Source organism: Amycolatopsis sp. NPDC059027 (assembly GCF_042739735.1).
In the GTDB taxonomy this organism is placed as follows: domain Bacteria; phylum Actinomycetota; class Actinomycetes; order Mycobacteriales; family Pseudonocardiaceae; genus Amycolatopsis.
In genome coordinates this window covers 32,177-53,479 of record NZ_JBHYIK010000055.1, presented here as the reverse complement: position 1 = coordinate 53,479, position 21,303 = coordinate 32,177, and the positions used below count along the sequence as shown (strand labels likewise).

23 protein-coding genes are annotated in these 21,303 nt (G+C 70.7%); 8 read left to right on the top strand and 15 right to left on the bottom strand.

The window, feature by feature from the left end:
* Positions 1 to 201: 201 nt before the first annotated feature.
* On the top strand, positions 202 to 1,080 hold the full coding sequence (locus ACFWY9_RS31865; protein ID WP_378340599.1) for a GNAT family N-acetyltransferase: 879 nt from the start codon (positions 202 to 204) through the stop codon (positions 1,078 to 1,080).
* Here the strand turns inward: ACFWY9_RS31865 and ACFWY9_RS31860 are convergent.
* Positions 1,032 to 1,871: an isocitrate lyase/phosphoenolpyruvate mutase family protein gene (locus ACFWY9_RS31860; RefSeq protein WP_378340598.1), complete on the bottom strand. Its 840-nt coding sequence runs from the start codon at positions 1,869 to 1,871 to the stop codon at positions 1,032 to 1,034. The two genes, ACFWY9_RS31865 and ACFWY9_RS31860, sit on opposite strands and share 49 nt — an antisense overlap.
* 153 nt (positions 1,872 to 2,024) lie before the next feature.
* On the opposite strand from ACFWY9_RS31860, the gene ACFWY9_RS31855 reads away from it, so the two are divergent.
* Positions 2,025 to 3,416 (top strand): AlkA N-terminal domain-containing protein, encoded by a 1,392-nt coding sequence (locus ACFWY9_RS31855; protein ID WP_378340597.1) that lies wholly within the window; start codon positions 2,025 to 2,027, stop codon positions 3,414 to 3,416.
* Here the strand turns inward: ACFWY9_RS31855 and ACFWY9_RS31850 are convergent.
* The 6 genes from ACFWY9_RS31850 to ACFWY9_RS31825 form a co-directional block, all read right to left on the bottom strand.
* Positions 3,413 to 4,297 (bottom strand): hypothetical protein, encoded by an 885-nt coding sequence (locus ACFWY9_RS31850; RefSeq protein WP_378340596.1) that lies wholly within the window; start codon positions 4,295 to 4,297, stop codon positions 3,413 to 3,415. The two genes, ACFWY9_RS31855 and ACFWY9_RS31850, sit on opposite strands and share 4 nt — an antisense overlap.
* A gap of 50 nt (positions 4,298 to 4,347) precedes the next feature.
* Entirely contained in the window at positions 4,348 to 5,808 is a 1,461-nt protein-coding gene (locus ACFWY9_RS31845) for an aromatic amino acid lyase (protein ID WP_378340595.1), read from the bottom strand.
* Between the two features lie 6 nt (positions 5,809 to 5,814).
* On the bottom strand, positions 5,815 to 6,369 hold the full coding sequence (locus ACFWY9_RS31840; RefSeq protein ID WP_378323707.1) for a YbaK/EbsC family protein: 555 nt from the start codon (positions 6,367 to 6,369) through the stop codon (positions 5,815 to 5,817).
* A 43-nt stretch (positions 6,370 to 6,412) separates the two neighbouring features.
* On the bottom strand, positions 6,413 to 6,706 hold the full coding sequence (locus tag ACFWY9_RS31835) for a DUF2516 family protein (protein WP_378323708.1): 294 nt from the start codon (positions 6,704 to 6,706) through the stop codon (positions 6,413 to 6,415).
* A gap of 85 nt (positions 6,707 to 6,791) precedes the next feature.
* A complete protein-coding gene (locus ACFWY9_RS31830; RefSeq protein WP_378323709.1) occupies positions 6,792 to 7,469 on the bottom strand; it encodes a hypothetical protein in 678 nt (225 codons plus the stop codon).
* Positions 7,466 to 7,897: a helix-turn-helix domain-containing protein gene (locus ACFWY9_RS31825; protein ID WP_378323733.1), complete on the bottom strand. Its 432-nt coding sequence runs from the start codon at positions 7,895 to 7,897 to the stop codon at positions 7,466 to 7,468. Before ACFWY9_RS31825 ends, ACFWY9_RS31830 begins: the two co-directional genes overlap by 4 nt.
* Positions 7,898 to 8,048: 151 nt before the next feature.
* On the opposite strand from ACFWY9_RS31825, the gene ACFWY9_RS31820 reads away from it, so the two are divergent.
* On the top strand, positions 8,049 to 9,227 hold the full coding sequence (locus ACFWY9_RS31820; protein WP_378340594.1) for a methyltransferase domain-containing protein: 1,179 nt from the start codon (positions 8,049 to 8,051) through the stop codon (positions 9,225 to 9,227).
* On the opposite strand, the gene ACFWY9_RS31815 is transcribed toward ACFWY9_RS31820, so the two are convergent.
* From ACFWY9_RS31815 to ACFWY9_RS31805, 3 genes are read right to left on the bottom strand one after another with little or no spacing between them, the layout of a single operon-like run.
* Positions 9,170 to 9,826 carry an AAA family ATPase gene (locus ACFWY9_RS31815; protein WP_378340593.1) on the bottom strand — a complete coding sequence of 219 codons (657 nt, stop codon included), beginning with the start codon at positions 9,824 to 9,826 and terminating at the stop codon, positions 9,170 to 9,172. The two genes, ACFWY9_RS31820 and ACFWY9_RS31815, sit on opposite strands and share 58 nt — an antisense overlap.
* Complete coding sequence (locus ACFWY9_RS31810; RefSeq protein WP_378323712.1) at positions 9,827 to 10,222, bottom strand: zf-TFIIB domain-containing protein; 396 nt, start codon at positions 10,220 to 10,222, stop codon at positions 9,827 to 9,829. It abuts the gene before it with no gap.
* Between the two features lie 32 nt (positions 10,223 to 10,254).
* Positions 10,255 to 10,623, bottom strand: a complete 369-nt coding sequence (locus tag ACFWY9_RS31805; RefSeq protein WP_378323713.1) for a VOC family protein — start codon at positions 10,621 to 10,623, stop codon at positions 10,255 to 10,257.
* 90 nt (positions 10,624 to 10,713) lie between these two features.
* On the opposite strand from ACFWY9_RS31805, the gene ACFWY9_RS31800 reads away from it, so the two are divergent.
* The gene (locus tag ACFWY9_RS31800) at positions 10,714 to 11,181 is read left to right on the top strand and encodes a CGNR zinc finger domain-containing protein (RefSeq protein ID WP_378323714.1); all 468 of its coding nucleotides are present in this window, start codon (positions 10,714 to 10,716) and stop codon (positions 11,179 to 11,181) included.
* A 795-nt stretch (positions 11,182 to 11,976) separates the two neighbouring features.
* On the opposite strand, the gene ACFWY9_RS31795 is transcribed toward ACFWY9_RS31800, so the two are convergent.
* Positions 11,977 to 13,275, bottom strand: coding sequence for a DUF445 domain-containing protein (locus tag ACFWY9_RS31795; protein ID WP_378323715.1), 1,299 nt, complete (start codon positions 13,273 to 13,275; stop codon positions 11,977 to 11,979).
* A 29-nt stretch (positions 13,276 to 13,304) separates the two neighbouring features.
* Between ACFWY9_RS31795 and ACFWY9_RS31790 the strand changes: the two genes are divergently transcribed.
* Complete coding sequence (locus ACFWY9_RS31790; protein ID WP_378323716.1) at positions 13,305 to 14,471, top strand: pyridoxal phosphate-dependent aminotransferase; 1,167 nt, start codon at positions 13,305 to 13,307, stop codon at positions 14,469 to 14,471.
* A gap of 34 nt (positions 14,472 to 14,505) precedes the next feature.
* Here the strand turns inward: ACFWY9_RS31790 and ACFWY9_RS31785 are convergent, their stop codons facing one another.
* Positions 14,506 to 15,006 carry an RNA polymerase sigma factor gene (locus tag ACFWY9_RS31785; protein ID WP_378323717.1) on the bottom strand — a complete coding sequence of 167 codons (501 nt, stop codon included), beginning with the start codon at positions 15,004 to 15,006 and terminating at the stop codon, positions 14,506 to 14,508.
* Positions 15,007 to 15,387: 381 nt separating this feature from the next.
* On the opposite strand from ACFWY9_RS31785, the gene ACFWY9_RS31780 reads away from it, so the two are divergent.
* Positions 15,388 to 16,743, top strand: coding sequence for a hypothetical protein (locus ACFWY9_RS31780; protein ID WP_378323718.1), 1,356 nt, complete (start codon positions 15,388 to 15,390; stop codon positions 16,741 to 16,743).
* Between the two features lie 649 nt (positions 16,744 to 17,392).
* On the opposite strand, the gene ACFWY9_RS31775 is transcribed toward ACFWY9_RS31780, so the two are convergent.
* Complete coding sequence (locus tag ACFWY9_RS31775) at positions 17,393 to 18,850, bottom strand: PLP-dependent aminotransferase family protein (protein WP_378340592.1); 1,458 nt, start codon at positions 18,848 to 18,850, stop codon at positions 17,393 to 17,395.
* A gap of 61 nt (positions 18,851 to 18,911) precedes the next feature.
* Here ACFWY9_RS31775 and ACFWY9_RS31770 point away from each other — a divergent pair, with 61 nt between their 5' ends.
* A complete protein-coding gene (locus ACFWY9_RS31770) occupies positions 18,912 to 19,598 on the top strand; it encodes a YitT family protein (RefSeq protein WP_378329741.1) in 687 nt (228 codons plus the stop codon).
* Here the strand turns inward: ACFWY9_RS31770 and ACFWY9_RS31765 are convergent.
* Together ACFWY9_RS31765 and ACFWY9_RS31760 are read right to left on the bottom strand one after the other, a co-directional pair.
* A complete protein-coding gene (locus ACFWY9_RS31765) occupies positions 19,595 to 20,140 on the bottom strand; it encodes a Clp protease N-terminal domain-containing protein (protein WP_378329740.1) in 546 nt (181 codons plus the stop codon). The genes ACFWY9_RS31770 and ACFWY9_RS31765 overlap by 4 nt on opposite strands.
* Positions 20,140 to 20,349, bottom strand: a complete 210-nt coding sequence (locus ACFWY9_RS31760; protein ID WP_004559389.1) for a sigma factor-like helix-turn-helix DNA-binding protein — start codon at positions 20,347 to 20,349, stop codon at positions 20,140 to 20,142. The genes ACFWY9_RS31765 and ACFWY9_RS31760 overlap by 1 nt, the downstream gene beginning before the upstream one ends.
* 66 nt (positions 20,350 to 20,415) lie before the next feature.
* Between ACFWY9_RS31760 and ACFWY9_RS31755 the strand changes: the two genes are divergently transcribed.
* Positions 20,416 to 21,189: a hypothetical protein gene (locus ACFWY9_RS31755; RefSeq protein ID WP_378329739.1), complete on the top strand. Its 774-nt coding sequence runs from the start codon at positions 20,416 to 20,418 to the stop codon at positions 21,187 to 21,189.
* Positions 21,190 to 21,303 lie beyond the last annotated feature (114 nt).

The following is a 21,303-nucleotide window of genomic DNA, read 5'->3' as shown; positions in this document are numbered from 1 at the left end:
CTTTGTCGTGGGCAGCTTCATATGTGTATAAGAGACTGGTGCGTTGAGTGCGCTGAAGGCGTCCTTCAGCACGGCCAGTGCACCGAAGGCGTCCTTCAGTGCACTGGCCGCGTCGCACTGTCAAGACATGAGCTGCCGCCACGCCCACCCCGTCCGTGAAATTGGGTGGCCCCGGGCGCGGAGGCATCGCAGGATGGGCCCATGCGACGACAGTTCGGCGGGGCCGACGATCTCCGTGCCATGCAGGAGCTGACGCAGCGCATCTGGACCCCCGAAAGTTCCGTTCACATCGGCGATCTCTCCTGGCAGCGCTACCAAAGCACCGGCCGCGAAGCCGAATGGCCGACCGCGATCTGGGCCGAGAACGACACCACTCTCGCCTGGGGCTGGGTGACGCTCCCCGGCGAACTCATGCTCCAGGTCGACCCGGCCCGGCCCGAACTCGCCGCCGAAGTCCTCGCCTGGTTCGCCGAGGTTGCCACCTCACCCACGCTGACCGTCACGATCGTCGACGCCGAGAAACACGTGAGCACTGCTCTCGAAACGGACGGGTACTCTCGCGAAGAGAGAGCAGTGTTCGAGACCTATATGTCACGCGACCTCGACGACCTGCCGGAACCTGTTGTGCCACAAGGGTTTCACCTCCGCCCCTGCACTGCTGACGATCTCGCGCGGCGCGTCGCGGTGCACCAGGCCGTCTGGCATCCGTCGCGGGTCACCGAGGAGAGCTACGCGAACGTCATGCGTGCCTGGCCGTATCGCGCGGATCTGGACTGGGTCGTCGAGGCACCCGACGGCGATTTCGCCGCGCAGTGCCTGATCTGGCTCGACGACCACAACGGCGCGGGCGAACTCGAACCCGTCGGTACCGACCCGCGCTATCGGGGCAAGGGCCTCGGCCGCGCGGTCTGTCTCGCCGCGTTGCACGCGCTGCGCGCGGCCGGCGCCCACCAGGCCGTGGTCTACCCGGTGATCGGCCACCCGAAGTCGGTGGGCGCCGTGCCGCTCTACCAGTCGCTGGGCTTCCGGGCTCACGCCCGTTCGGCGACCTGGGTCAAGCGCCGGTTGACCGCCCCGTAATCGACTCCACCGGCGGTGCTTTCGTACGTGCCCTTCGTGAGCAGCTCAGTCGTCGTGCGCGCCGCGACAGCATAGGCCGCTTGGGCGATCGCCCCGCCGAGGCTGACGCGGACAGCCCCGGCTTCGGCGAAGTCCGCGACCGACGGCGCGCCGGGGAAGGCCATCACCGCCACCGGCAACGGCCCCGCGACGAGCTTGGCGATCGCGTCGAGATCCAGTAGCCCCGGCACGAACAGACTGTCCGCACCCGCCTTGGCATACCGGTACGCGCGGTCCAGCGCCGCGTCGAGCCGGACGTCGAGAGGGCCTTCTCCCGCAAGGAAAAGGTCGGTCCTGGCGTTGATCCACAGCTTGACGCCGAGACGTTCCGCGGCGGCGCGGGCGGCCGCGAGCCGTTCAGCCTGCTCGGCGGGTTCGAGCAGGGTGGCACCGATGCGGTCCTCGATGTTCACGCCGACAGCGCCCGCCTTGACCACGGCCTCGGTCGTCGCGGCGAGATCCTCGGGAGCGGGGCCGTATCCGGCTTCGATATCAGCGGAAACCGGGATCCCGGCCACCGCCGTGATGCGTTCGACGACTCCGGCGGCGCGCTCCGCACCGAGGTCGGCGGCGTCGGGGACACCGAGCGACCAGGCGACTCCGGCGCTGGTGGTCGCGATCGCCGGGGCACCGGCGTCGGCGATGACGGCCGCCGACGCGGCGTCCCACGCATTCGGCAGCAACAGCGGTTCGACCGGCCGGTGCAGCGCCGCGAACGTTGCGGCGTAGCGGTTCTGTGTTTCGAGGTCCATGTCCCGTTCTTTCGACGTGCCTGCGGGGAAAGCTCGCACCGGCACCCCCAGCGCCGGTGACGAAACCCAGCATTCCGTCGGCACCGCACCGAGTCCGGCCGTATCCGGACATGACGGCCGGGAATTGTCGGTGGTGCCGGGTAGGAAGGAACCGTGACCACTTACTCCGCCGTAGTCACCACCGGGATCTACTGCCGGCCGGGCTGCGGCTCGAAACCGCTCGCCCGCAACATCCGCGTCTTCGAGAACGCCGCCGCGGCGGAGGCGGCAGGCTTTCGCGCCTGTCTGCACTGCCGTCCGTATCGCGTGGCGGGGCCGATCGGTTCCGACGCTCCCGAGCTGGTGTGCCGCGCGGTCCGGATGATCATCGACGGCGCGCTCGACCACGACGGCACCGAGGCCGCGCTCGCCGAGCGCGTCGGCCTTTCGGCCCGGCACCTGCGCCGGTTGTTCCTGGGGCATCTGGGCGCCAGCCCGGATCAGCTGGCCAGGTCGCGTCGCGCGCACTTCGCCCGTCGGCTGCTCGACGACAGCGACCTCACGGTCCTCGACGTCGCCTTCGCGTCCGGCTTCGGCAGCCTGCGGCAGTTCAACCGGGCGATGCGCGAGGTGTTCCACGCCTCGCCGACGGACCTGCGCAACCGGCGCCGCAAGGCCGATCGGCTCGTCGCGGACGGCGGGCTGACACTGCGATTGCCGATCCTGCGCGGCTACGACTGGGACGCGATCCGCGCTTTCCTCGCCGCTCGCGCGGTTCCCGGTGTCGAATCGGTGGACGGCGAAACGTATCGCCGCACGGTCACCCTCGAAGGCGCGCCGGGGCTGCTGGAAATCCTGCCCGGCACCACGGATCACCTGCTGCTGCGGGCACATCTGCCGTACTGGTACGGGCTGATCCACGTCGTCGACAGGGTCGGCCAGCTCCTGGGTCTCGACACCGACCAGACAGCGGCGGCCACCGCGCTGCGTGGCGATCCGCAGCTCGGCCTTCTCGTCCGGCTCCGCCCGGGGCTGGCCGTGCCGGGCACGTGGAGCCCGTTCGAGGTCGCCGTGCGGGCCGTCCTGAGCCGTGGCCGCGAGAACGATGAAGTACGGTCCTGGCTGGGCCGGATCGCGAGGGAGCTGGGTACCCCGGTCGCGGGCCTGCCCGGTGGACTCACCCATACGTTCCCCGATCCGGCCGCCGTCGACGCCGCGGGTCTGACCGGTCTCGGGCTTCCCGCCCAGGACGTCACCACGATCGCGGCCGTCACCGTTCTCGCGCGCAGCGAAGACAGCCCATTGCGGCACGGCGCTTCAGCGGCGGAGCTGGCGCACGCTCCCGGTCTCGACGCCGAATTGGGGCACCTGATCGCGTATCGCCTCGGGGACCACACGGCGTTCCCTGCCGCCGATCCCGCGCTCAAGGCCGCGCTCGCCGAGCTAGGCGTCACGCGAGATCTCCGAGGGCAGCCATGGTCCGCCCTCGCCGCGACTCACCTGATCCGCCACGGTGACGCCCTCGCCCCATCGGCCACGGGAGTCCACTGTGGACATTTAGCCTAGTTCGCCTTGCGAAACCAGTTGCGCCTGCTCGCGCTGCGGGGCTTCCTGGCCACCGTGTAGCTGATCGGCCCGGTCAGCCGGGACGCCGGGCCGGTGGCGGGCGCGGCGGTGATGAGCAGCTGCCGCCGTCCGAGGCCGGGACTGTCGATCAGCAGGCCGCGGGTGCGATCCAACGCGCGCGGAGTGAGTACGCCGTTGAGTTCGCAGGCGGCCACCAGCAGATCGCCGGCTTCCCGGTCGAGATCGGCTTCCTGCGACATCACCCGGATACCCGCGAAGTCCTGCCAGGTACACGCCAGATCGAGCAGCCGGGTGATCTCGCCGATCTCGGTCGGCTCGCCCTCCCAGAGGATGATCACGTGCTCGATCTTCCCGGTGTGCCGATTGGCAGGCATGCCGCGAGGACGTCCCGTCGGCAGCACCGGAACGCCGAGTTCGCCGGGACAACCTTCCTCCGGACAGCGGGCGTCGTCGGGCGTCAAGCAGTCGCGGCACAGCGTGAACCGGCACGACTGGCATTGCCTGCCGATCGGGTTGGTCACCGTCATCCGGTGCTCCCGCACGAGAACGTGGCCGGAGTACCAAAAGGACTGACAGCGCGCGCACTCCGTCGCGATGGGTGCGAAATAGGGATTGGCGCGCTGCGCGTCGGTGACTGGCTCGACGAGGTTCGCGTCCGGAGTCCGGGTGGCCCGCAGCAGCGGCAGCGCCCACCGGAACGCGGCGGCCGACCGTCCGTACGTCCTGAGGTACCGCAGGATCACGTCGACGGCCGAGCCGAAGCGGCCTTGATCCCACAGCCGGTCGACCTCGTCGGTCAGCCCGAGGACCGGCAGGGTGTCCTCGGGAAACTGGAACGCCTCGACGTCGTTCTGCGCCACGTCCGGCACCGTAAGCCTCGCGCGCTGGGAAGGGTCCCGTCGCGACCGGTTCAGGTCAATGTCGTGAGGTCGTTGAAGTAGGACTCTCGCAAGTGCCCGACGAGCGTCTCGACGTCTGGGCCGAGTGGACGGTCGACCAGCGCAGGCGGGACGATCCCGGTCAGCCACGCGTACGCCGCGCGCAGCCCGAGCGGCGCGGGCGTCTCGCGGAGGTGATGCGCCTGCACTCCGGCGATCAGCTCACACGCCGTGATCGCGAACAAATGCGCCGCGGCCGCCCGTGTCTGCTCCCCGGCTGCCCACGCAAACGCTTGCACGTCCTCCTGGCCTGCCGACGTGTCCATCGAGCCGAGCGTCGCCGGAGCCGCCAGCCGTCGCAGCGCGTGCAACTCCCCGACGGCCCGTTTGTGCAACGGCACCAGCCCCGCCTGCGGCCCCGGATCGACGGCGAGCTGCGGCGGCAGGCCACTGAAGCGTTCGTCGAGCAGCCGGTTCATCCGCTGCACGGAGACCTCGCCGAGGTGCACCAGCGCGGCGGAGACGGCGTCCATCCGCAAGCCCAGCTCGACCGCGTGGAACCCGGTCGTCGGCACGAACTCGCCGTCGAGGAACGCGGGCGAGTCGGTCGGATCCTCCCGCCAGCGCCGGAGCGCGGCGGCGAGATCGCTGTTCACCCGGTCCGCGTGGGTGATGGCCCGCGGGCCGACCCGCACCGACACCGGCGCCTGCACGACCCCGGCCCGCACTGACGAGCCCGAGATCAGCATCTCCAGCTCGTGCATCAACGTGTACCGGTGGTCGTCGCCACGAGCGAGTTTCGGCTGGTAGACGTCGCGTGGCGCGCCCATGACGTCGATCGTGATCGCCGCCGCCAACGTCTGCAAGTCGACAAGTTGCTGGGTCTCGCCCCAGGTACGCGCCGCGTGCACGATCGCGAGCGGCGAGCCCTGGATCAGCGTCGCGCCCTCCTTCGGACCCGGCACGTACGGTTCGGCGCCCCGCCGCGCGAGTGCGTCCGCCGCCGGGGTTTCGACGCCGTCCTCCAGCACCGTGCCGATGCCCAGGAACGTCTGGAAGGCATGGGAGAGCGGGATGATCTCGCCCGCGCTGCCGAGCCCGGAACGCGGTACGGCCGGGATGAACCGGTCGTTGATCCGGTCGGCGAGGAACAGCGCCAGCTCCGGACTCGCTCCGGCGTCCGGGCGCAGGACGTCACGCAGGCGCGCCACCAGCAGCATCCGGACATCGGTCTCCGGCAGCCACGGCGGGCCACCGACAGCGCGTCCGACGAGCAGATTCCGTTGGTGCTCGGCTTGTTGTTCGAGTGACAATTTATGAGCGGCGAGCCGTCCCATACCGGTGTTCACGCCGTAGACGGCCCGCGGCGACGACGCCAGCGCGGCCAGCATCCGAGCCCGGTTCTCGGCCATCGCGCCGAGCAGCCCGGGCGCGAGTTCGATCCGCTCCTCGATGTCGAGCGGGTAGATGTCGTTGTGGCTTGCGATGATCATCGTCGCTCAGGCAACCGGGCGGCCGAGCCCTTCGATCACCTCGGCGCCGGGCAGCGCGGCGAGCGCGGCACCGGAGATCAGCAGCTTGCTGCCCCGGATCCCGCTGCCGATGACCAGCTCCGGCGCGTCGGCGACGGCCTTGTCGATCAGGATCGGCCAGTCCGAGGGGAGGCCGACCGGCGTGATCCCGCCGTAGGCCATGCCGGTGAGTTCGACGGCTTCGTCCATCGGCGCGAACGACGCCTTGCGGACGTCGAGACGGCGCTTGATCGTGCCGTTGACGTCGGCGCGGGTGGTGGCCAGCACCATCGCCGCGGCGAACCGGACCTCGCCCGCGCGTTTACCGGCGACGACGACGCAGTTCGCGGACGCGTCGAGCGGGGAACCGTAGGCCTCGCAGAAGGCGGCGGTGTCGGCCAGTTCGGGGTCGATCTCGGAAACGCCGATGGCATCCGGATCGGCCAGCGAGGCGAGCGCCTTCGCGACGGGCTCGGCGAGCAGTTCGGTGCGGGTGGGGGCGGGAACGACGGTCAGGCTCCCGGCGATGGTCCAGGTCGTCACTTCTCGAATGTAGCCGTGACGCGAAGCGGCTCCACTGAGGGTGCTACCAGTTCCGGCCGCCGCGCTGGACCTCGATCAGCCGGGGCCGCACGTCCACCAGGTAGACGAGCGTGGCGGCCATCGCGGGCACCCAGAAGATCATCCCGGCGGTGTCCAGCCGGAACAGGGCCATCGCCAGCGTGCTGCCGCCGGTGATGAGCATCCAGATCGGCTTGGTCTTGCGATCGGCGGCCGAGTACGCGTCCGCTCGCTGAAGGAGCGCGTGAATGAAGGCGAAGAGCCCGACCGATGCGCTGCCCCAGTGGACGACTCTCATGATCCATTCGGCGACTAGCACTGTCCCAGCTTACGGCAAACCGCCCGAACGGCTCAGTCCCCCGACGCCGATGCGGGCGCCGGGGGACTGAGCCGGAGCGGGCTCGTTACTTGTCGGCCTTCGGGGTGGCCGGCTTCTTCGCGGCCGGGCTCGTGGTGGTGCGGCGGGTGGTGCTGGCCGCACGCGGAGCGGTCTTGTTCGCGACCTTGCGAGTCACCGAGCGGGTCTCGTGGGCGACGTCGTCACCCAGGTCCTCGACGGCTTCGGCGGTGTCGGCGGCGACCTTCTTGACCGTGCGGGCGGTCTTCTCACCGGCGGAGCGGGTGCGCTTGGTGACCTTGGAGAGCACCTCGTCGACGCGCTCGCGGGCCTCGGAGGTGGCGCCCTCGACGCGCTCCTGAGCAGTGCTCAAGGCGTCCTCGAGCTGCTCGATGGCCTTCTTGACCTGCGGCTGCGCGGTCAGCTTGTCCCAGGCCTCCTCGCCGGACTCGGCCAGCTTGTTGTACAGCTTGAGCGCGGCCTCGGTGTACTCGTCGATGATCTTGCGCAGCTCGGCCGGGTCGACCTTCTCGCGCAGGCTCTCGACGTCGGTCGGCAGGTCGGACAGGTTCTTGCGGGCGGTCTCGCTGCCCTCGGTCACCTTCTCCTTGGCCTTGGACACGGCGTCGGAAACGGCCTGGGTGGCGAGGTTGCCGGCCCCGAGCGCGGCGAGCAGCGGCGTGCGAACCTGGTCGATGGCGTTGTTGAGGGCCTTGCGGACGTCCTCGGTCTTCGGGGCGGTCATGCTGACTCCTTGGTGTCTTTGGTGCCTTCGGCGGCTGGTGCAGAGGTCTCTGGGGTCACGGTGGGCTCAGCGGCTGGCCGGGCAGCTGAGTTTTCGCGACGGAAGGATTCGTAGACGTCGAGCAGGACCTGCTTCTGGCGTTCGGTCAGCTCGGCGTCGGCCCGGATCGCGTCGCCGACCGGGCCGCCCGTCGGCAGGTCGAGAATTCCCGCCTGCACGTAGAGCGCTTCGGCCGAGATGCGCAGGCCCTTGGCGATCTGCTGGAGGATCTCCGCGCTGGGCTTGCGGACCCCGCGCTCGATCTGGCTCAGGTACGGATTGGACACTCCGGCGAGCTTGGACAGCTGGCGCAGCGAGATCTTCGCGTTGCTCCGTTGCTGGCGGATGTACTCGCCGATGTCGGAAGCGATGTCCGCGACCTTCTCCATCGGGCCGCCCGTACCAGGCTGGGTCCCACCGGTTTCTGCCATCCGGTCACCTCCTCGCGACGGTTTCCACGCTACGCGCCAGTGCTAGCTATTGCAAGCACCCTGCTTGCAACTATCGGGTGTGTTCGCGCTCACCCGCTACCGTGGGGACATGACAGGCATGGCGCGCCTGCGACGCCGCCTCGTCGAGCGGCTGCTCGCCGAGGGAGTGCTGCACGACCCGCGCTGGATCGCCGCGTTCCGTTCGGTGCCGCGCCACGCCTTCCTGCCACGGTTCTTCCTGCCGGTCGACGGCGGCTGGCGGGCCGTCGAACGCGGCGACCCCGGCTGGCGCGAGCGCGTCTACTCCACCGACGTCCTGGTTACCCAGCTGGACGACGACCCGAACCTCTGGGAGCTGGCGCGCGGGTCGGGACCGGTCGCCGGGACGCCGACGAGTTCGTCGAGCATGCCCTCGATCATGGCGATCATGCTGGAGGAACTGCTGCTGGGCGACGGCCAGCGGGTGCTGGAGATCGGCACCGGGACGGGCTACAACACCGCCCTGCTCTGCCACCGCGCCGGCTCCGGCCAGGTGTCCACAGTGGACATCGATGGCGCGCTCGTGGCGGCGGCGAAGGCGCGGCTGGCGGAATGCGGGTACGCGCCGGCGTGCGCGGCGGCGGACGGTGCCCAGGGATTCCCGGCCGGGGTGCTCTACGACCGGATCCTGTGCACCTGCGCGGTGTCGGTGATCCCGCCCGCGTGGCTGGCGCAAACCGTGCCCGGCGGCATGATCGTCACGACGTTGAACCGGCCGATCGGCGCCGGCTTGGTCCGGATCGTCGTCGGCGAAGGCGGGACGGGACGAGGCCAGGTGCTCGCCCGCGACGGACGCTTCATGCCGCTTCGCGCGCACCGGCGCGATCTCCCGATGCCGCCCTCGCCGTGCGCGAAGGATTGGCGACGGGCTCACCTGCCCCTGGCGATGGTGCTCCAGCCGCAGAACCGGTTCGAGTTCTTCGCCGGTCTCGCGCTGGAAGGCGTCGGCACGATCCGCGAGGACACCACGGAATTCGACCCGCAACCCGGCGTCGACGGCACGACCAGCGGGCTCGTCCTCGTCCACCCGGACGGCTCATGGGCGCGTTGCCGCGAAGCGGGCGACGTCCGCGAAGTCGCTCAGGGCGGTCCACGGGCGTTGTGGGACATCGCCGAGCGCGCGTACGGCGAATGGTGCGAGCTGGGCAAGCCGGAGCGGGACCGGTTCGGATTGACCCTCGACGGCGAACGTCAGGAGTTCTGGCTGGACTCGCCGGACGGCCGCCGCTGGCCGCTGCGGGTGAGCTGATCCCGGACCCAGGCTTCGACGTGGTCGGTCGCGGCCTCGAGCGGGACGTCCGTGGTGTCGAACAGCTCGACGTCGAGCGCCTTCGCGTTGTCACGGAGCCAGTCGGTGAACTCCAGCATCTCGTCGATGCGTGGCTCGTCCCACTCGCGCCATTCCGGCCGGGCCCGGAGCCTGCGGCGCAGGACGTCGTTGCCGGCGATCAGCGCGAGGTAGTGGATGCCGTCGAAGAAGACACGTTCGGGAAGCGGTTCGAATTCCGGCGGCGCGACGGTCCCGCACAGCACGACCGGCCGACCGTTCTGGTGGAGCATCGCCGCCATCCGCAGCCAGGCCGAGCGGAACGCCGGGATGTCGTCACGCAGCGCGCCGATCCACAGGACGTCCTGCTCCAGTACGACGACATCGGGAGCTAGCCGCCGGGCCAGCTCGGGCCCGACGGTCGACTTCCCGGCGCCGCTCGGGCCGGTCAGCGCGAACAGCGGGAGCTTGCGAAACGGCCACCTGTGCCCACAGTGGGCACAGGTGAGCGTTTCGCCGTCGACGATCGGGTGCTCGGCGCGGTCCCCGCAGGCCGGGCAGATCCTGAGGTCGAGAACCACCTAGTCGAAGAGGTTCTCGAGGAAGCTGCGCTTGCGGTGGCCGTGCCCGCCGTGTCCGTACGGCCGCGGTGAGTCGGAGTAGCCGCCGTGCCGGTAGGGCTTCGGCGAATCGCCGTAGCGACCGCGGTACGGCTTGGGTGAATCGCCGTAGCCGCCGCGATACGGCTTCGGCGAGTCCGGCCTGCCGTAGTGCGCGGTGGGCGGCGGACCGCCCTGGTACGGCGGTGGCGCCTGGTTGTAGTACGTGTTCTCCGCGCCGACGATGGCTTCCAGCTCACCACGGTCGAGGAAGATGCCGCGGCAGCCGTCGCACTGGTCGATGTGGATGCCGTTCTTGTCGACGGTCCGCATCTGATTCTGACACTTCGGACAAATCACATATGGCAGCCTACGCATTTTCCGGTCGGCGCGTCAGCCGCGCGTTCCGGTCAGCAGGCGCACAGACAGAACGGGTGACCGACGGGATCGGCGTACACGCGGAACGTACGTGGCGAGTCGTCCAGCAGCTTCGCGCCGATCTCCAGTGCCCGCTCGTGCGCGGCTTCCATGTCGGCGACGTCGAGATCCAGGTGCGCCTGCTGGGGATTCTCCTGCGACGGCCATGCCGGCGCCCGGAAATCCTCGACGCGCTGGAACTCCAGCCGTGCACCGCCCTGGGGATTGGTCAGCGTGGCCCAGTGCCCCTCGTGCTTGATCTCGGCCGAGTCCCACCCCAGCAGTTCCCGATAGAACCCGGCCAGCGCCGCCGGATCCGGGCAGTCCAGCGCCACTCCCCCGAACGTCGGTATCGCACTCATCCGTCGCCCCTTTCGCCAGCTGTAACCGATGTTCGGATTATGGTGGTTAGGCGGGCAGGTCGCAACCGGTCACGCCCGTACACTGACGGGGTGCACACCGACGCTTCCCTGGTGGTGGCCTTTCTCAACACCGTCAACGTCGAACGCGGCGACGATCTGCTCGACGATCCCGAGCGCTGGCATCGCTGGGCCGCCGAACACGGGGTTTCCCCGAATCCGGCTACTGATGCGCGGGCAGCCCGGGACAAACTGCGGGCCGCGATCGGCGATCCCCGGCTACCAGGCGGCGCCCTCGACGTCGCCACGCAGATCTCCCTGACCGAGGACGGCCCGGCGCTGGTCGCCGCGGACGCCGTCGGCGCGGTTCTCGCGGCTTCGGCGCGGCTGGCGGTGCGAGGCGACTGGATCCGGCTGAAGATCTGCCCCGCGGACGACTGTCTGTGGGCCTTCTACGACGAATCCCGCAACCGCTCCCGCCAGTGGTGCTCGATGCGGGTCTGCGGCAACCGCGAGAAGGCCCGCTCCTGGCGGGCCAGGGCGGCGGAGATCCACAGCTAACCCCACCGGGCGACTGTGGACAACTCGCTCGGCGCCCCCACATATCCGCTCACTGTTCATCCACACCCCCACACGTTGTGGATACCCACTACTCCATCGCCGTGAAATGTTGTGGATAACCCGGGGGATAACTCAGCTTCCTGTGGACAACTGGTTTCGGGGTCCTCGAAGTGTGGTATAGAGCCGCGGCCGTTGTTCGCGTGCTGGGACTCGGCCGCGGTAGTGCGGCTCGCGCTGAAGGACGCCTTCGGTGCGCTGTGGACGCGCAGCGTCTCCGTTGAGGGTGGTGGCGAGGGCATGGACGGAGCACTGAAGGCGCTTCACCACGGCCAACGCACTGAAGTGTCCTTCAGCACTCGGCCGCCTCGCCGGTGCGATCTACGTCGTGAAGGTGCCGTTCGCGGCCCCGACGTTCGGGGCTGTGGTGACGGGTGAGGCTGGTGGGGCGTGGCGGCCCGGAACCCCGTGTCCCGAACGACGCGGTGCGGACGTTGAACGTCTCGAACGCGCCGTTCGGGACGCCCAACGTCCGGCTTCGCCAGTGACGAGGTCCCGCCGAATCCTTACCGGCGCTCAGCGCCGGTAAGGACCCCTTCACAGCACGATTTGCCTTGCCGCACCGAACTTTCCACAGCCTTACCCCCGTTGTGGACAACTCGCGCCCTCAGCGGCTTTCGCCCGGGTTCTGTCGTGCCGGGGCGATAGACTGTTGCAGGGCTGCCCCCCAAGGGAAGGGTGGGGGAGGGGGTTAGCCGGGAGGGAGTCCGGCGGCGGCAGGAGTGGCGCAGGGCCGGGTCAGAAGAGCAGTTGCGCCACCGAGTAGATGACGAGACCCGCCAAGGCACCCACCACGGTGCCGTTGATGCGGATGAACTGCAGGTCCCTGCCGACCTGGAGTTCGATCTTGCGCGAGGTCTCCTCGGCGTCCCAGCGTTCCACGGTGTCGGTGATGATCGTGGTGATCTCCTTGGCGTAGTTGCGCACCAGGTACGCCGCGGCCCCTTCCACCCAATCGTCCACTTTGGACCGCAGCTGGTCGTCGGACACCAGGCGGCCGCCCAGCGAGCGGAGGCCTTCGCGCACTCGCCGCCGCAGTTCGCTCGACGGGTCTTCGGCCGCGTTGAGCAGCATCTCCTTGGTCGAGGCCCATGCCGTGCCGATCAGCTTCTGGACCTCCTGGTGCTCCAGCACCTGCGTCTTGACCTGCTCGGCCCGCGCCATCACCTCGGGATCGGTCTGCAGGTCCTGCGCGAACTCGCCGAGGAACTTGTCCAGCGCCAGCCGCATCGGGTGGTTGACGTCCGTCTTCACCGCCCACGCGAACGAGAGCACCTCGCCGTAGACCTTGTCCGCGAGCATCTCGTCGACGAACTTCGGCGACCAGCTTGGCGCCCGGTCGGAGACCACGCGCAGCATCGTCGTGTGGTTGTCGCGGACCCATTCGTAGCCGCGGTCGCACATCAGGTCCACCAGCTTGTGGTGCGCGCCGTCGGCGAACACCCCGGCCAGGATCTGCCCGATCGGCGGTCCCCACGGCTTCGCCATGACCCGCTTGACCACGGCCTGTTCCATGATCGCCTGGACGTCGTCGTCGCGAAGCACCTTCACCGCGCCGCGCACCGCCGTCGCCAGCTCGGACGTGACCCGCTCGGCGTTCTCCGGCTGCGCGAGCCAGGCACCGAGCCGCTTCGAGATCTCGACGCGGCGCAGCTTGTCGCGGATGACCTCCTCCGAGAGGAAGTTCGTGGACACGAAGTCACCCAGGCTCGAGCCGAGCGCGTCCTTCTTGTTCGGGATGATCGCGGTGTGCGGGATCTTCAGCCGCAGCGGATGACGGAACAGCGCCGTCACGGCGAACCAGTCCGCCAGCGCGCCCACCATGCCCGCCTCGGCGGCGGCCCGCACGTAGCCGACCCAGCCCGGCCAGCCCGCGGACTGGGCCCAGCTGGTCAGCAGGAAGATCACGGTCGCGCCGAGCAGGAACGAAAGCGCGACCCGCTTCATCTTGCGCAGGCCGCGCTGCTTCTCGGCCTCGGCCGCGGCGCCGCCGGGCGGGTCGGCCGGAGTCGTCTTCGCGGGGATCAGTTGCTCCACGACGCCATTGTCCGTGAGGATGGCTCTTCGTGCGCGAACCTGCTCTCGTCCCCCGCCTCCAGCCGTTCACGTCGACCATCTTCGCCGAGATGACCGCGCTGGCCGTCAAGCACGAAGCGATCAACCTCGGCCAGGGTTTTCCCGACACCGACGGCCCCGCCGGCATGCTCGACGCGGCCAAGGACGCCCTGTACGGCGGCGCCAACCAGTACCCGCCCGGCCCCGGCAGGCCCGAGCTGCGCGCGGCCATCGCAAGCCACCGGGCGCGGTATGGAACCGAGTACGACCCGGACACCGAGATCCTCGTCACCGCGGGCGCCACCGAAGCCATCGCCGCGTCGCTGATCGCGCTCACCCAGCCCGGCGACGAGGTCATCGTCATCGAGCCGTACTACGACTCGTACGCGGCCGCGGTGGCGATGGCCGGCGCCGAACGTCGTGTCGTCGGGCTCGTCGAAGGCCCCGACGGGCGCTTCGGTCTCGACGTCGACGCGTTGCGCGCCGCGGTCACCCCGCGCACCCGCGCGATCCTGATCAACTCGCCGCACAACCCGACCGGCACCGTGTTCACCCGCGCGGAGCTGGCGGCGCTCGCGGCGCTCTGCGTCGAGCGCGACCTGATCGCGATCACCGACGAGGTGTACGAGCACCTGGTGTTCGACGACGCGGAACACATCCCGCTGGTCACGCTGCCCGGCATGCGGTCGAGGACGGTGAGCATCTCGAGCGCGGGCAAGTCCTTCAACTGCACCGGCTGGAAGATCGGCTGGGTCTGCTCGACGCCGGATCTGGTCGCGGCGGTGAAGGCCGCGAAGCAGTTCATCACGTTCGTCTCCGGCGGCCCGCTGCAACCGGCTGTCGCGCACGCGCTGGACCACGAGCTGCCCTGGGTCGACGGCCTCCGCGACAGCCTCCAGGACAAACGCGACCGGCTGGCCACGGGCCTCGCCGACGCCGGGTTCGCGGTGCGCCGCACTGCGGGGACTTACTTCATCTGTGTCGACGTCCGGCCGCTCGGCTTCACCGACGCCGCCGAACTGGCGTGGGAATTGCCCGAGCGAGTGGGCGTCGCGGCCGTCCCGGTCAAGGTGTTCACAGATCACCCGGACGAGTGGAAACACCTGCTGCGTTTCGCGTTCTGCAAGCGCAACGAGGTCATCGACGAGGCCATCACCCGATTGCGCAAACTGGGCTGACGCCGACCGGCGGACTCGTCTGATCACTATCCGTTCAGCCGCGATGCACGCCTTCGGCCTGCAGTCTTCGCCGGACACGCTCGCAGCAACGGCGTCTCAGCGTGGCGACACTCGCCGGGCTCACCCCCAGATCGGCGGCGACCTGGGCGATCGACAGCTCCGGCCGATGCGCCAGCAGGTACAGCAGCCGCCGTGACCGCTCGGGCAGGTCGGCGACCACGCTCCACAGCTTCTGATCACGTTCCGCGATCACCACCCGGGTTTCGGGTGAGGGTTCCGGAGAGCGCGGCAGCGCCACGGCCTCCCGCGCCCGCCTGGCGATCATGCGTGCCGAGCAACGCCGCGCGGTGGTACAGAGCCACGCTTCCAACCGGTCACGATCACGCAGCGCGCACGGTTTCCGGAAGAGTTCGAGCCACGCCTCCTGACACGCGTCCTGCGCATCGGCCTCGGCGAGGTGCCGCGCCACCAGCCGCCGCACCACCGCGGGGAAGAGCCTGCGCACCGCGTCGTCCCAGTCCTCGTCCCACCACACCGCCGTCCCCTTCCACCTCGCCCGGCGAAGCGCCGGATTCGAGCACCGAACGCGACTTCGACGGCACGCTCCGCAGCACGGATCCGGGAAACATCAGGTCAACCGGCATTTGAGTACTTCTGCGCAGCCGCCCGGTCGGCCGCTCCAAGTCGGGAAAAATCACACTGAGAGTGATCAACTTCCGACAACCAGCCACCGAAGCCGGTACGCCCGTTCCGCCTTACGGGGTGGATACAACGCCGAAGAGATGAAAGACTCGCCAGCGGTGCTAGAAAGAGGGCGAGCACCGGGGGAACTGCGACCTGGCCGGAAGAGACCCCAGCAAGAGCAACCTCAAGTGGCGCAACGCTTGAGCTTCAGGCGCGGACGGTGGTGGTGGCGGTGACTGGCACGGCGGAAGTTCGCCGCGGCATCGCGCTACCCGCGCTCGGACCGGTAGAAGCCACGCTCCCGGTTCCCGCTCCGGCGCACGCGGGCAGGTTCCGCGGCCCACGCCCGTGGGCGGCCCCGTTGCCCCGGCCCGCAGCCCGGATTCTCCTCGCCGGCGGCCTGACGCTGGCAGGCTGGCTGCTCGGCGCCGCGCTCTCGAACTCCGCCGCGTCGGCCGACGACGTCCCGGGGTCGCCCGGTGACACCGCCGTCGCCACACCGGCCTCGTCTTCGGCTTCGCACGCGGACGCGCACGCGACGCGGCCTCATCGCCAGCACAGGTCGCCCGCCGACTCGCCGGCGACTTCGCCCACCACTCCGTCCACCGGTTCGTCCACAACGGACACTGCGTCCGAAGAAAGCGGTTCCGGGCGGTCGATCGCGGCCAGGAGCACGAGCGCGAGCGGGCAGGTGGTCGCACAGCGGCACACCGCCGTGTCGACGGCTCCCCAGCCGCCGAGCGAACCCGCGGCATCCGCGCCACCAAGCCCCGCAGCGGGCAGCAGCACGCCGGATCCCGACAGCGCGCGAACAGCCGAGCGGCAAAGCCCTGCGACGTCGACGCCTGAAGCAGCCGACACCCAGCCTGCCGCCGACACGCCGCAAGCACAGCCGCGGCAGGGGCCCGGACTGCTCGGCGGGCTCGTCGGCGGCCTGGTCGGCCTCGTCGGCGACACCCTGGGCGGCGTGGTCGACACGATCACCGGCGCCGTCGGCACCGTGCTGCCGCCGCTCGCTTCGCCGCCGACAGCACCATCCTGCGAACCCGGCCCCATCGTGCGGGCACCGCTCGACGACATCCTCGACCCGGTGTTCTCCGGTGGCGGAACGTCCGGCAGCGGCACCGTCACCGCGACGCGGCCGGCCATCCAGATCACCGTGCCCGGCGAAGCACGCCCGATCGTGGCACTGCCCGCCGCGCTCCCCGCCGCGCCGGCGACCCCGGCGGCCGGCTCATCGCAGTACCCCGCCACGTCCGATCCGGCGCCGCGGGCATCCGGGTGGCATCAGGAGACACCAGCCGCCACCGCCACCGCGCCGGACCGGCCGCGCGATTCCGGCACGCACGCCAGGACCGACGGGGGCGGCGGAGGCGGCGGCCTGCCCGGCGCCCCGAACGCGCCGGTCGTCGCGCCCTCGACCAGCATCAGCACCAGCCACGACAGCGCCGGCGGTACCCGCCAGCCGCTGGCCGTGCACACCGACGAGGCGACTGTCACCCAGCTCCGCCTGATCGGCGTCAGCCGCGACCACGCGGCCGACGGCGCGGGCCGGGAAGCAGCCCTTCCCGCGACCTCCCCCGACTGACCACCAAACCGGGTCAGCGGGGAGAAGAACGCCCAAAACAAGATCAACTTTCGGGCCTTGGCCGCGGCTGTCCGCGACGTTTTCCCTGATACAGCACATTATCCGTGACTTCTTCACGTCTGCTGTGTTCCCTCGACGACACCAGGGGTTCTCGACCCATCAGCTTCCCGACCGGCCGACCGCGCCCGGCTGGATCGGGTCCTGGTGGCCCCCGCGGGCCGGCCCCCCCCCCCCCCCCCCCCCCCCCCCCCCCCCCCCCCGCGGGCGGGGGGGCGCCGCGCCCCCCGCGCCTCCCTCGGGTATCCCCCACAAACCGTCCCCGCCCCGCCCCCCCCCCCCGGGGGGGGGGGGGCCCGGGCCCGGGGCCCCCCCCCCCCCCCCCCCCCGGGCACCCACACCGGGTGTGCTCCGGGGGTTCTCGTTCACCGCGCCGAACGGGAAACCGTCAAGGCCCGGAGCCACCCGCACCGCGGGCGCGGGGGGGGGCGGCGGGGCGGGGGGGGGGGGGGCGCCGCCCCCCCGCCGCGGTGCCCGCACCGGCTGACGCCGGGGCGGGCACGAACAGCCGGTGCGCTGGATGCCCATCGACCGCCGCCCATCCCTGGAGCGGCCGGACCGGACCCCATCCAGCGCACCGGTTGTCGTCGTTTCAGGCGATCGGGATTTCGGTGGCGGTGGGGGCGGGCGTGCCGCGAACCGCGGACGCTGCGGCGCTGAGCCGCCGAACGGCTTCGTAGAGCCGATCCGGTGACTGGGCGAAGGGCAGGCGCAGCCAGCGTTCCAGCCCACCGTGGGCACCGAACCGCGAACCGGGCGCGATCTGCACCCCGTGCCCGGCCGCCGCCACCGCGAGCCGGGTACTCATCGGCTCCGGCAGCCGGCACCACAGCGACAGGCCACCCGGCGGCAGCGTCCACGTCCAATCCGGGCAGTACCAGCTCAACGCCTCGGCCAGCCCGTCCCTGCGGGCACGAAACTCCTCGCGGCGCTGCGCCAGCATCCCGAAGCCCGCCTCGGCGAGCAATTCCGCGAGCACGACCTGTTCGAACACCGGCGAGCCGAGATCCACGGCGAACCGCGACGAAACCAGCCTGCCCAGCATGTCCTCCGACGCCCGGATCCACCCCATCCGCAAGCCGCCCCAATGCGACTTCGAGGCCGAACCGACGGTGATCGCCAGGTCCCCCGCCGACGCGGCCAGCGGTGGCGGCCCGTCCACCGGGTCCCCCTCGTAGTCCAGTTCGACCAGGGATTCGTCGACGACCACCGGCGTCCTGGTCCTGGCCAGGAGCGCGCCCAGCCGCTCCCTGCCTTCCGCGTCGAGCCGCAGTCCGGTCGGGTTGTGGAAGTCGACCACGAGGTAGCCCAGCCGGGGTGCCGCCTGGCGCACCGCGGCCTCGATCCCGGCGATGTCCCAGCCTCGCGCGCCCGCCGGGTCGAGCGCGACCGGCACCGGGACGGCATGCGCGGACCGGATGGCCTCCAGCGCGTTCGGGTAGGTCGGCTGCTCGACCAGCACCCGGTCCCCCGGTCCGGCCAGCATGCGCAGGACCAGCACGAACGCGTGATGGGCGCCGTTGGTCACCATCACCTGCGACGCCGAGGTGGGCAGCCCGCGGTCGGTATAGCGCTGCGCGATGCGTTCCCGCAACGCCAGCAGCCCGCGCTCGTAGTAGCCGTGCTCGCCGAGGTGCTCGGTAAGTGCCCGGCGGGCGGTGTCGAGCACCCCGGCCATGCCGGGAAGCGCCGACGGCGCCGCGCGCGCGAGACAGATCAGGTCGTCGCCGGAGGGCACCAGCGGCCCGCTGCCCCGCCGTGGTGCCGCGACCCACGATCCGGCACCCCGGCGGCTGGCCACGATCCCACTCTCCCGCAGCCGGTCGAGCGCGGCGCCGATCAGCGTCCGGCTGATCCCCGGGGCCGGGGCCCGCCCCCGGGGGGGGGGCGGCGGGGGCGGGTGGGGGCGGGGCCCGTCCAGGACGTGCAGTTCGATGGCTGCCGCGAGGTCGGCGGCTCCGTGCCGCGAGCCACCTTGCCGCCAGGAACCCAGCAAACCAGCCAATCGAGGGCCCGATATCCGTCCACCTGGTGGGATCTGGGGTTGCATAAGGCCAATTATGACGAATTGGCCATGGTATTCAAGACCACTTGCCCCTGATAGTGGAGGCGTGGCACAACTCGATCTCCGCCCTGTCCGGATCACCCATGCCCCCGTGCGGCGCAGTGCACAGCTGCTCGCGGGCCTCGCCCTGTACGGCACGAGCATGGCGATGATGACCAGGGCACACCTCGGCCTCGCCCCGTGGGACGTCCTCAGCGACGGCCTCAACAAACTGACCGGCCTGAGTTTCGGCACGCTCACCGCGATCATCGCCGTCGCCGTGCTCCTGCTGTGGATCCCGATCCGGCAGCGGCCCGGCATCGGGACGGTCGCCAACATCGTGGTCATCTCGATCGTCGTCGACCTGGTCCGTGCCGTACTACCGGACCAGCACGTCCTCGCCTGGCAGATCACGCTGCTGGTCGGCGGGGTGGTGCTCAACGGCGTCGCGACGGCGGTCTACGTCGGCACCCGCCTCGGCCCCGGCCCGCGCGACGGGCTGATGACCGGCCTCGCGGCGCGCACCGGCTGGTCCGTCCGGCTGGTGCGCACCGGGATCGAGGTGACCGTGCTCGCCGCGGGCTGGCTGCTCGGCGGGTCGGTCGGCGTGGGGACGGTGTTCTACGCGCTGGCCATCGGCCCGCTCGCCCAGGCCCTCCTGCCGCTGGTGACCTGGCGCGGTCCCGAAGCTCCCGGCACGGAAGACCTGCCAGAGGAGGAACCGGACCGACGGTGCCCAGACGGCGCACATTAGCCGGCCTTGCGTTCCCGCATCGCCCGGCGCAGCGTCGGATAGTCGGCGCCGTGCCGGGCGAGCAGGTCGGCGGCGACCCCCTGCTGTGCCGCCAGCGCGAGCAGGAGGTGGTCCTGCCCGAGGGTCTTGTCCCCGATCTCGATCGCCTGCCGCAGGCAGCCCTCGATCAGTCTCTTCGTCGTCGGGGCGAACGGCAGCGTGCGCTTGCCCCGGCGGCCCTGCCCCGGTCCCGCGAGCGCGCCGGGACCGTGGGTCTGCTCGACCCGCTCGACGATCTGCTCGACGTCGATGCCCAGCTCCGTCAGCGCCTCGGCGTCGGTGTCGGTGATCCCGCCGCGGCGACGGAACCGCTCCAGCTCCCCCGCGATGTCGTCCCGCGAGACGCCCAGCCGCGTGAGCAGGCGGGACGCGTCACTGTCGGCGCTGCGGACGAGTTCTGCCAGCAGATGCAGCGGCTCGATCTCCCGTGAGCCCATCTCGGTGGCGAGCCGCTGCGCGTCGACGAGCGCGAACCGGACGTCGGGGGTGAACCGTTCGAACATCAGTGCCTCCCGTACTTCTTGTGGACCGCCTGCCTGCTGACCCCCAGCTCGGCGGCGATCTCCTGCCACGACCACCCGTGCACTCGCGCGCTGCGCACCTGCACGGCCTCCAGTTGCTCCAGCAGCCGCCGGAGCGCGGCGACGGCGCGCAGCCCCACCCGGGGATCGCGATCGCCCGCTCGCGCGGCCAGGTCCGTTGCCTCAGTCATGCTGTCAACTTACGTTGACATCGCCGAGGATGTCAACCTCAGTTGACGCCGTACTACAGTCGCGGGATGCCCGACATCGCGATCGCCGAACGGGCCGGGGTCGGCACCGACGGCGCAGACCGCCCCACCGAGGACCACGTCGTGGTGCTGGACAACGCGGTCCTCCTGCTCGACGGCGCCACTTCACCGCACCCTGACCTGCCCCCCGGCGGCTGGTACGCCGGGCTGCTCGCCGACCGGCTCGCCGCCGGCCTGCACGCCGAACCGGACGCGGACCTGGCCGACGTGCTCGCCGCGTCGATCGCCGACGTCGCCGCGGAGCACGGGCTGCGACCCGGGAACGCGCCATCGAGCACCGTCGCGATGCTGCGCTGGCAGCCCGACGAGGTCGAGGCGCTGGTACTCGCGGACAGCCCGATAGTCGCCTTCGGGCGCTTCGGCAGCACCAAGCTGGACGTCGTGTCGGACGACCGGCTCGTCGCACTGCGGGACGGCGGCAAGCTCCAGACCGGCGCGGACGTCCGGCGCAGGCGCAACGCCGACGACGGGTTCTGGGTCGCCGAAGCGGATCCCGGCGCGGCCGCGAAAGCGGTGCGGCGAACCTGGCCGAGGTCGGCGGTGGACGTCGCGCTGCTGGCCAGTGACGGGGTCGCGATCGGGGTCGACGAATACCACCTGTTCGACTGGCCCGAAGCGCTGGGTCTCGCCCGCGCGAACGGTCCGGACGCGGTACTCGACGCCGTCCGCACCGCCGAGAAGCAGGACCCGGACGGCACACGCTGGCCCCGCGCGAAACGGCACGACGACCAGGCGCTCGTTGTGGTGGACTTCACCGCCTGATATCAGGCTTCCGGGGGAATTCAGGGTCTTCCCTGATCACGAACGCGTCGCGGGCGACGAACCTGGATACATGGGGATTCAGGAGGAGCGGGGAGAGGCGCCACGGTCGAGACC

Excerpts from the sequence above, each read along its gene's own strand:
- ACFWY9_RS31865 (WP_378340599.1), top strand. The coding sequence starts at position 202 with ATGCGACGACAGTTCGGCGGGGCCGACGATCTCCGTGCCATGCAGGAG.
- ACFWY9_RS31860 (WP_378340598.1), bottom strand. The coding sequence starts at position 1,871 with ATGGACCTCGAAACACAGAACCGCTACGCCGCAACGTTCGCGGCGCTG.
- ACFWY9_RS31845 (WP_378340595.1), bottom strand. The coding sequence starts at position 5,808 with ATGATCATCGCAAGCCACAACGACATCTACCCGCTCGACATCGAGGAG.
- ACFWY9_RS31830 (WP_378323709.1), bottom strand. The coding sequence starts at position 7,469 with ATGACCGCCCCGAAGACCGAGGACGTCCGCAAGGCCCTCAACAACGCC.
- ACFWY9_RS31825 (WP_378323733.1), bottom strand. The coding sequence starts at position 7,897 with ATGGAGAAGGTCGCGGACATCGCTTCCGACATCGGCGAGTACATCCGC.
- ACFWY9_RS31820 (WP_378340594.1), top strand. The coding sequence starts at position 8,049 with ATGACAGGCATGGCGCGCCTGCGACGCCGCCTCGTCGAGCGGCTGCTC.
- ACFWY9_RS31810 (WP_378323712.1), bottom strand. The coding sequence starts at position 10,222 with ATGCGTAGGCTGCCATATGTGATTTGTCCGAAGTGTCAGAATCAGATG.
- ACFWY9_RS31805 (WP_378323713.1), bottom strand. The coding sequence starts at position 10,623 with ATGAGTGCGATACCGACGTTCGGGGGAGTGGCGCTGGACTGCCCGGAT.
- ACFWY9_RS31775 (WP_378340592.1), bottom strand. The coding sequence starts at position 18,850 with ATGCAACCCCAGATCCCACCAGGTGGACGGATATCGGGCCCTCGATTG.
- ACFWY9_RS31765 (WP_378329740.1), bottom strand. The coding sequence starts at position 20,140 with ATGTTCGAACGGTTCACCCCCGACGTCCGGTTCGCGCTCGTCGACGCG.
- ACFWY9_RS31760 (WP_004559389.1), bottom strand. The coding sequence starts at position 20,349 with ATGACTGAGGCAACGGACCTGGCCGCGCGAGCGGGCGATCGCGATCCC.
- ACFWY9_RS31755 (WP_378329739.1), top strand. The coding sequence starts at position 20,416 with ATGCCCGACATCGCGATCGCCGAACGGGCCGGGGTCGGCACCGACGGC.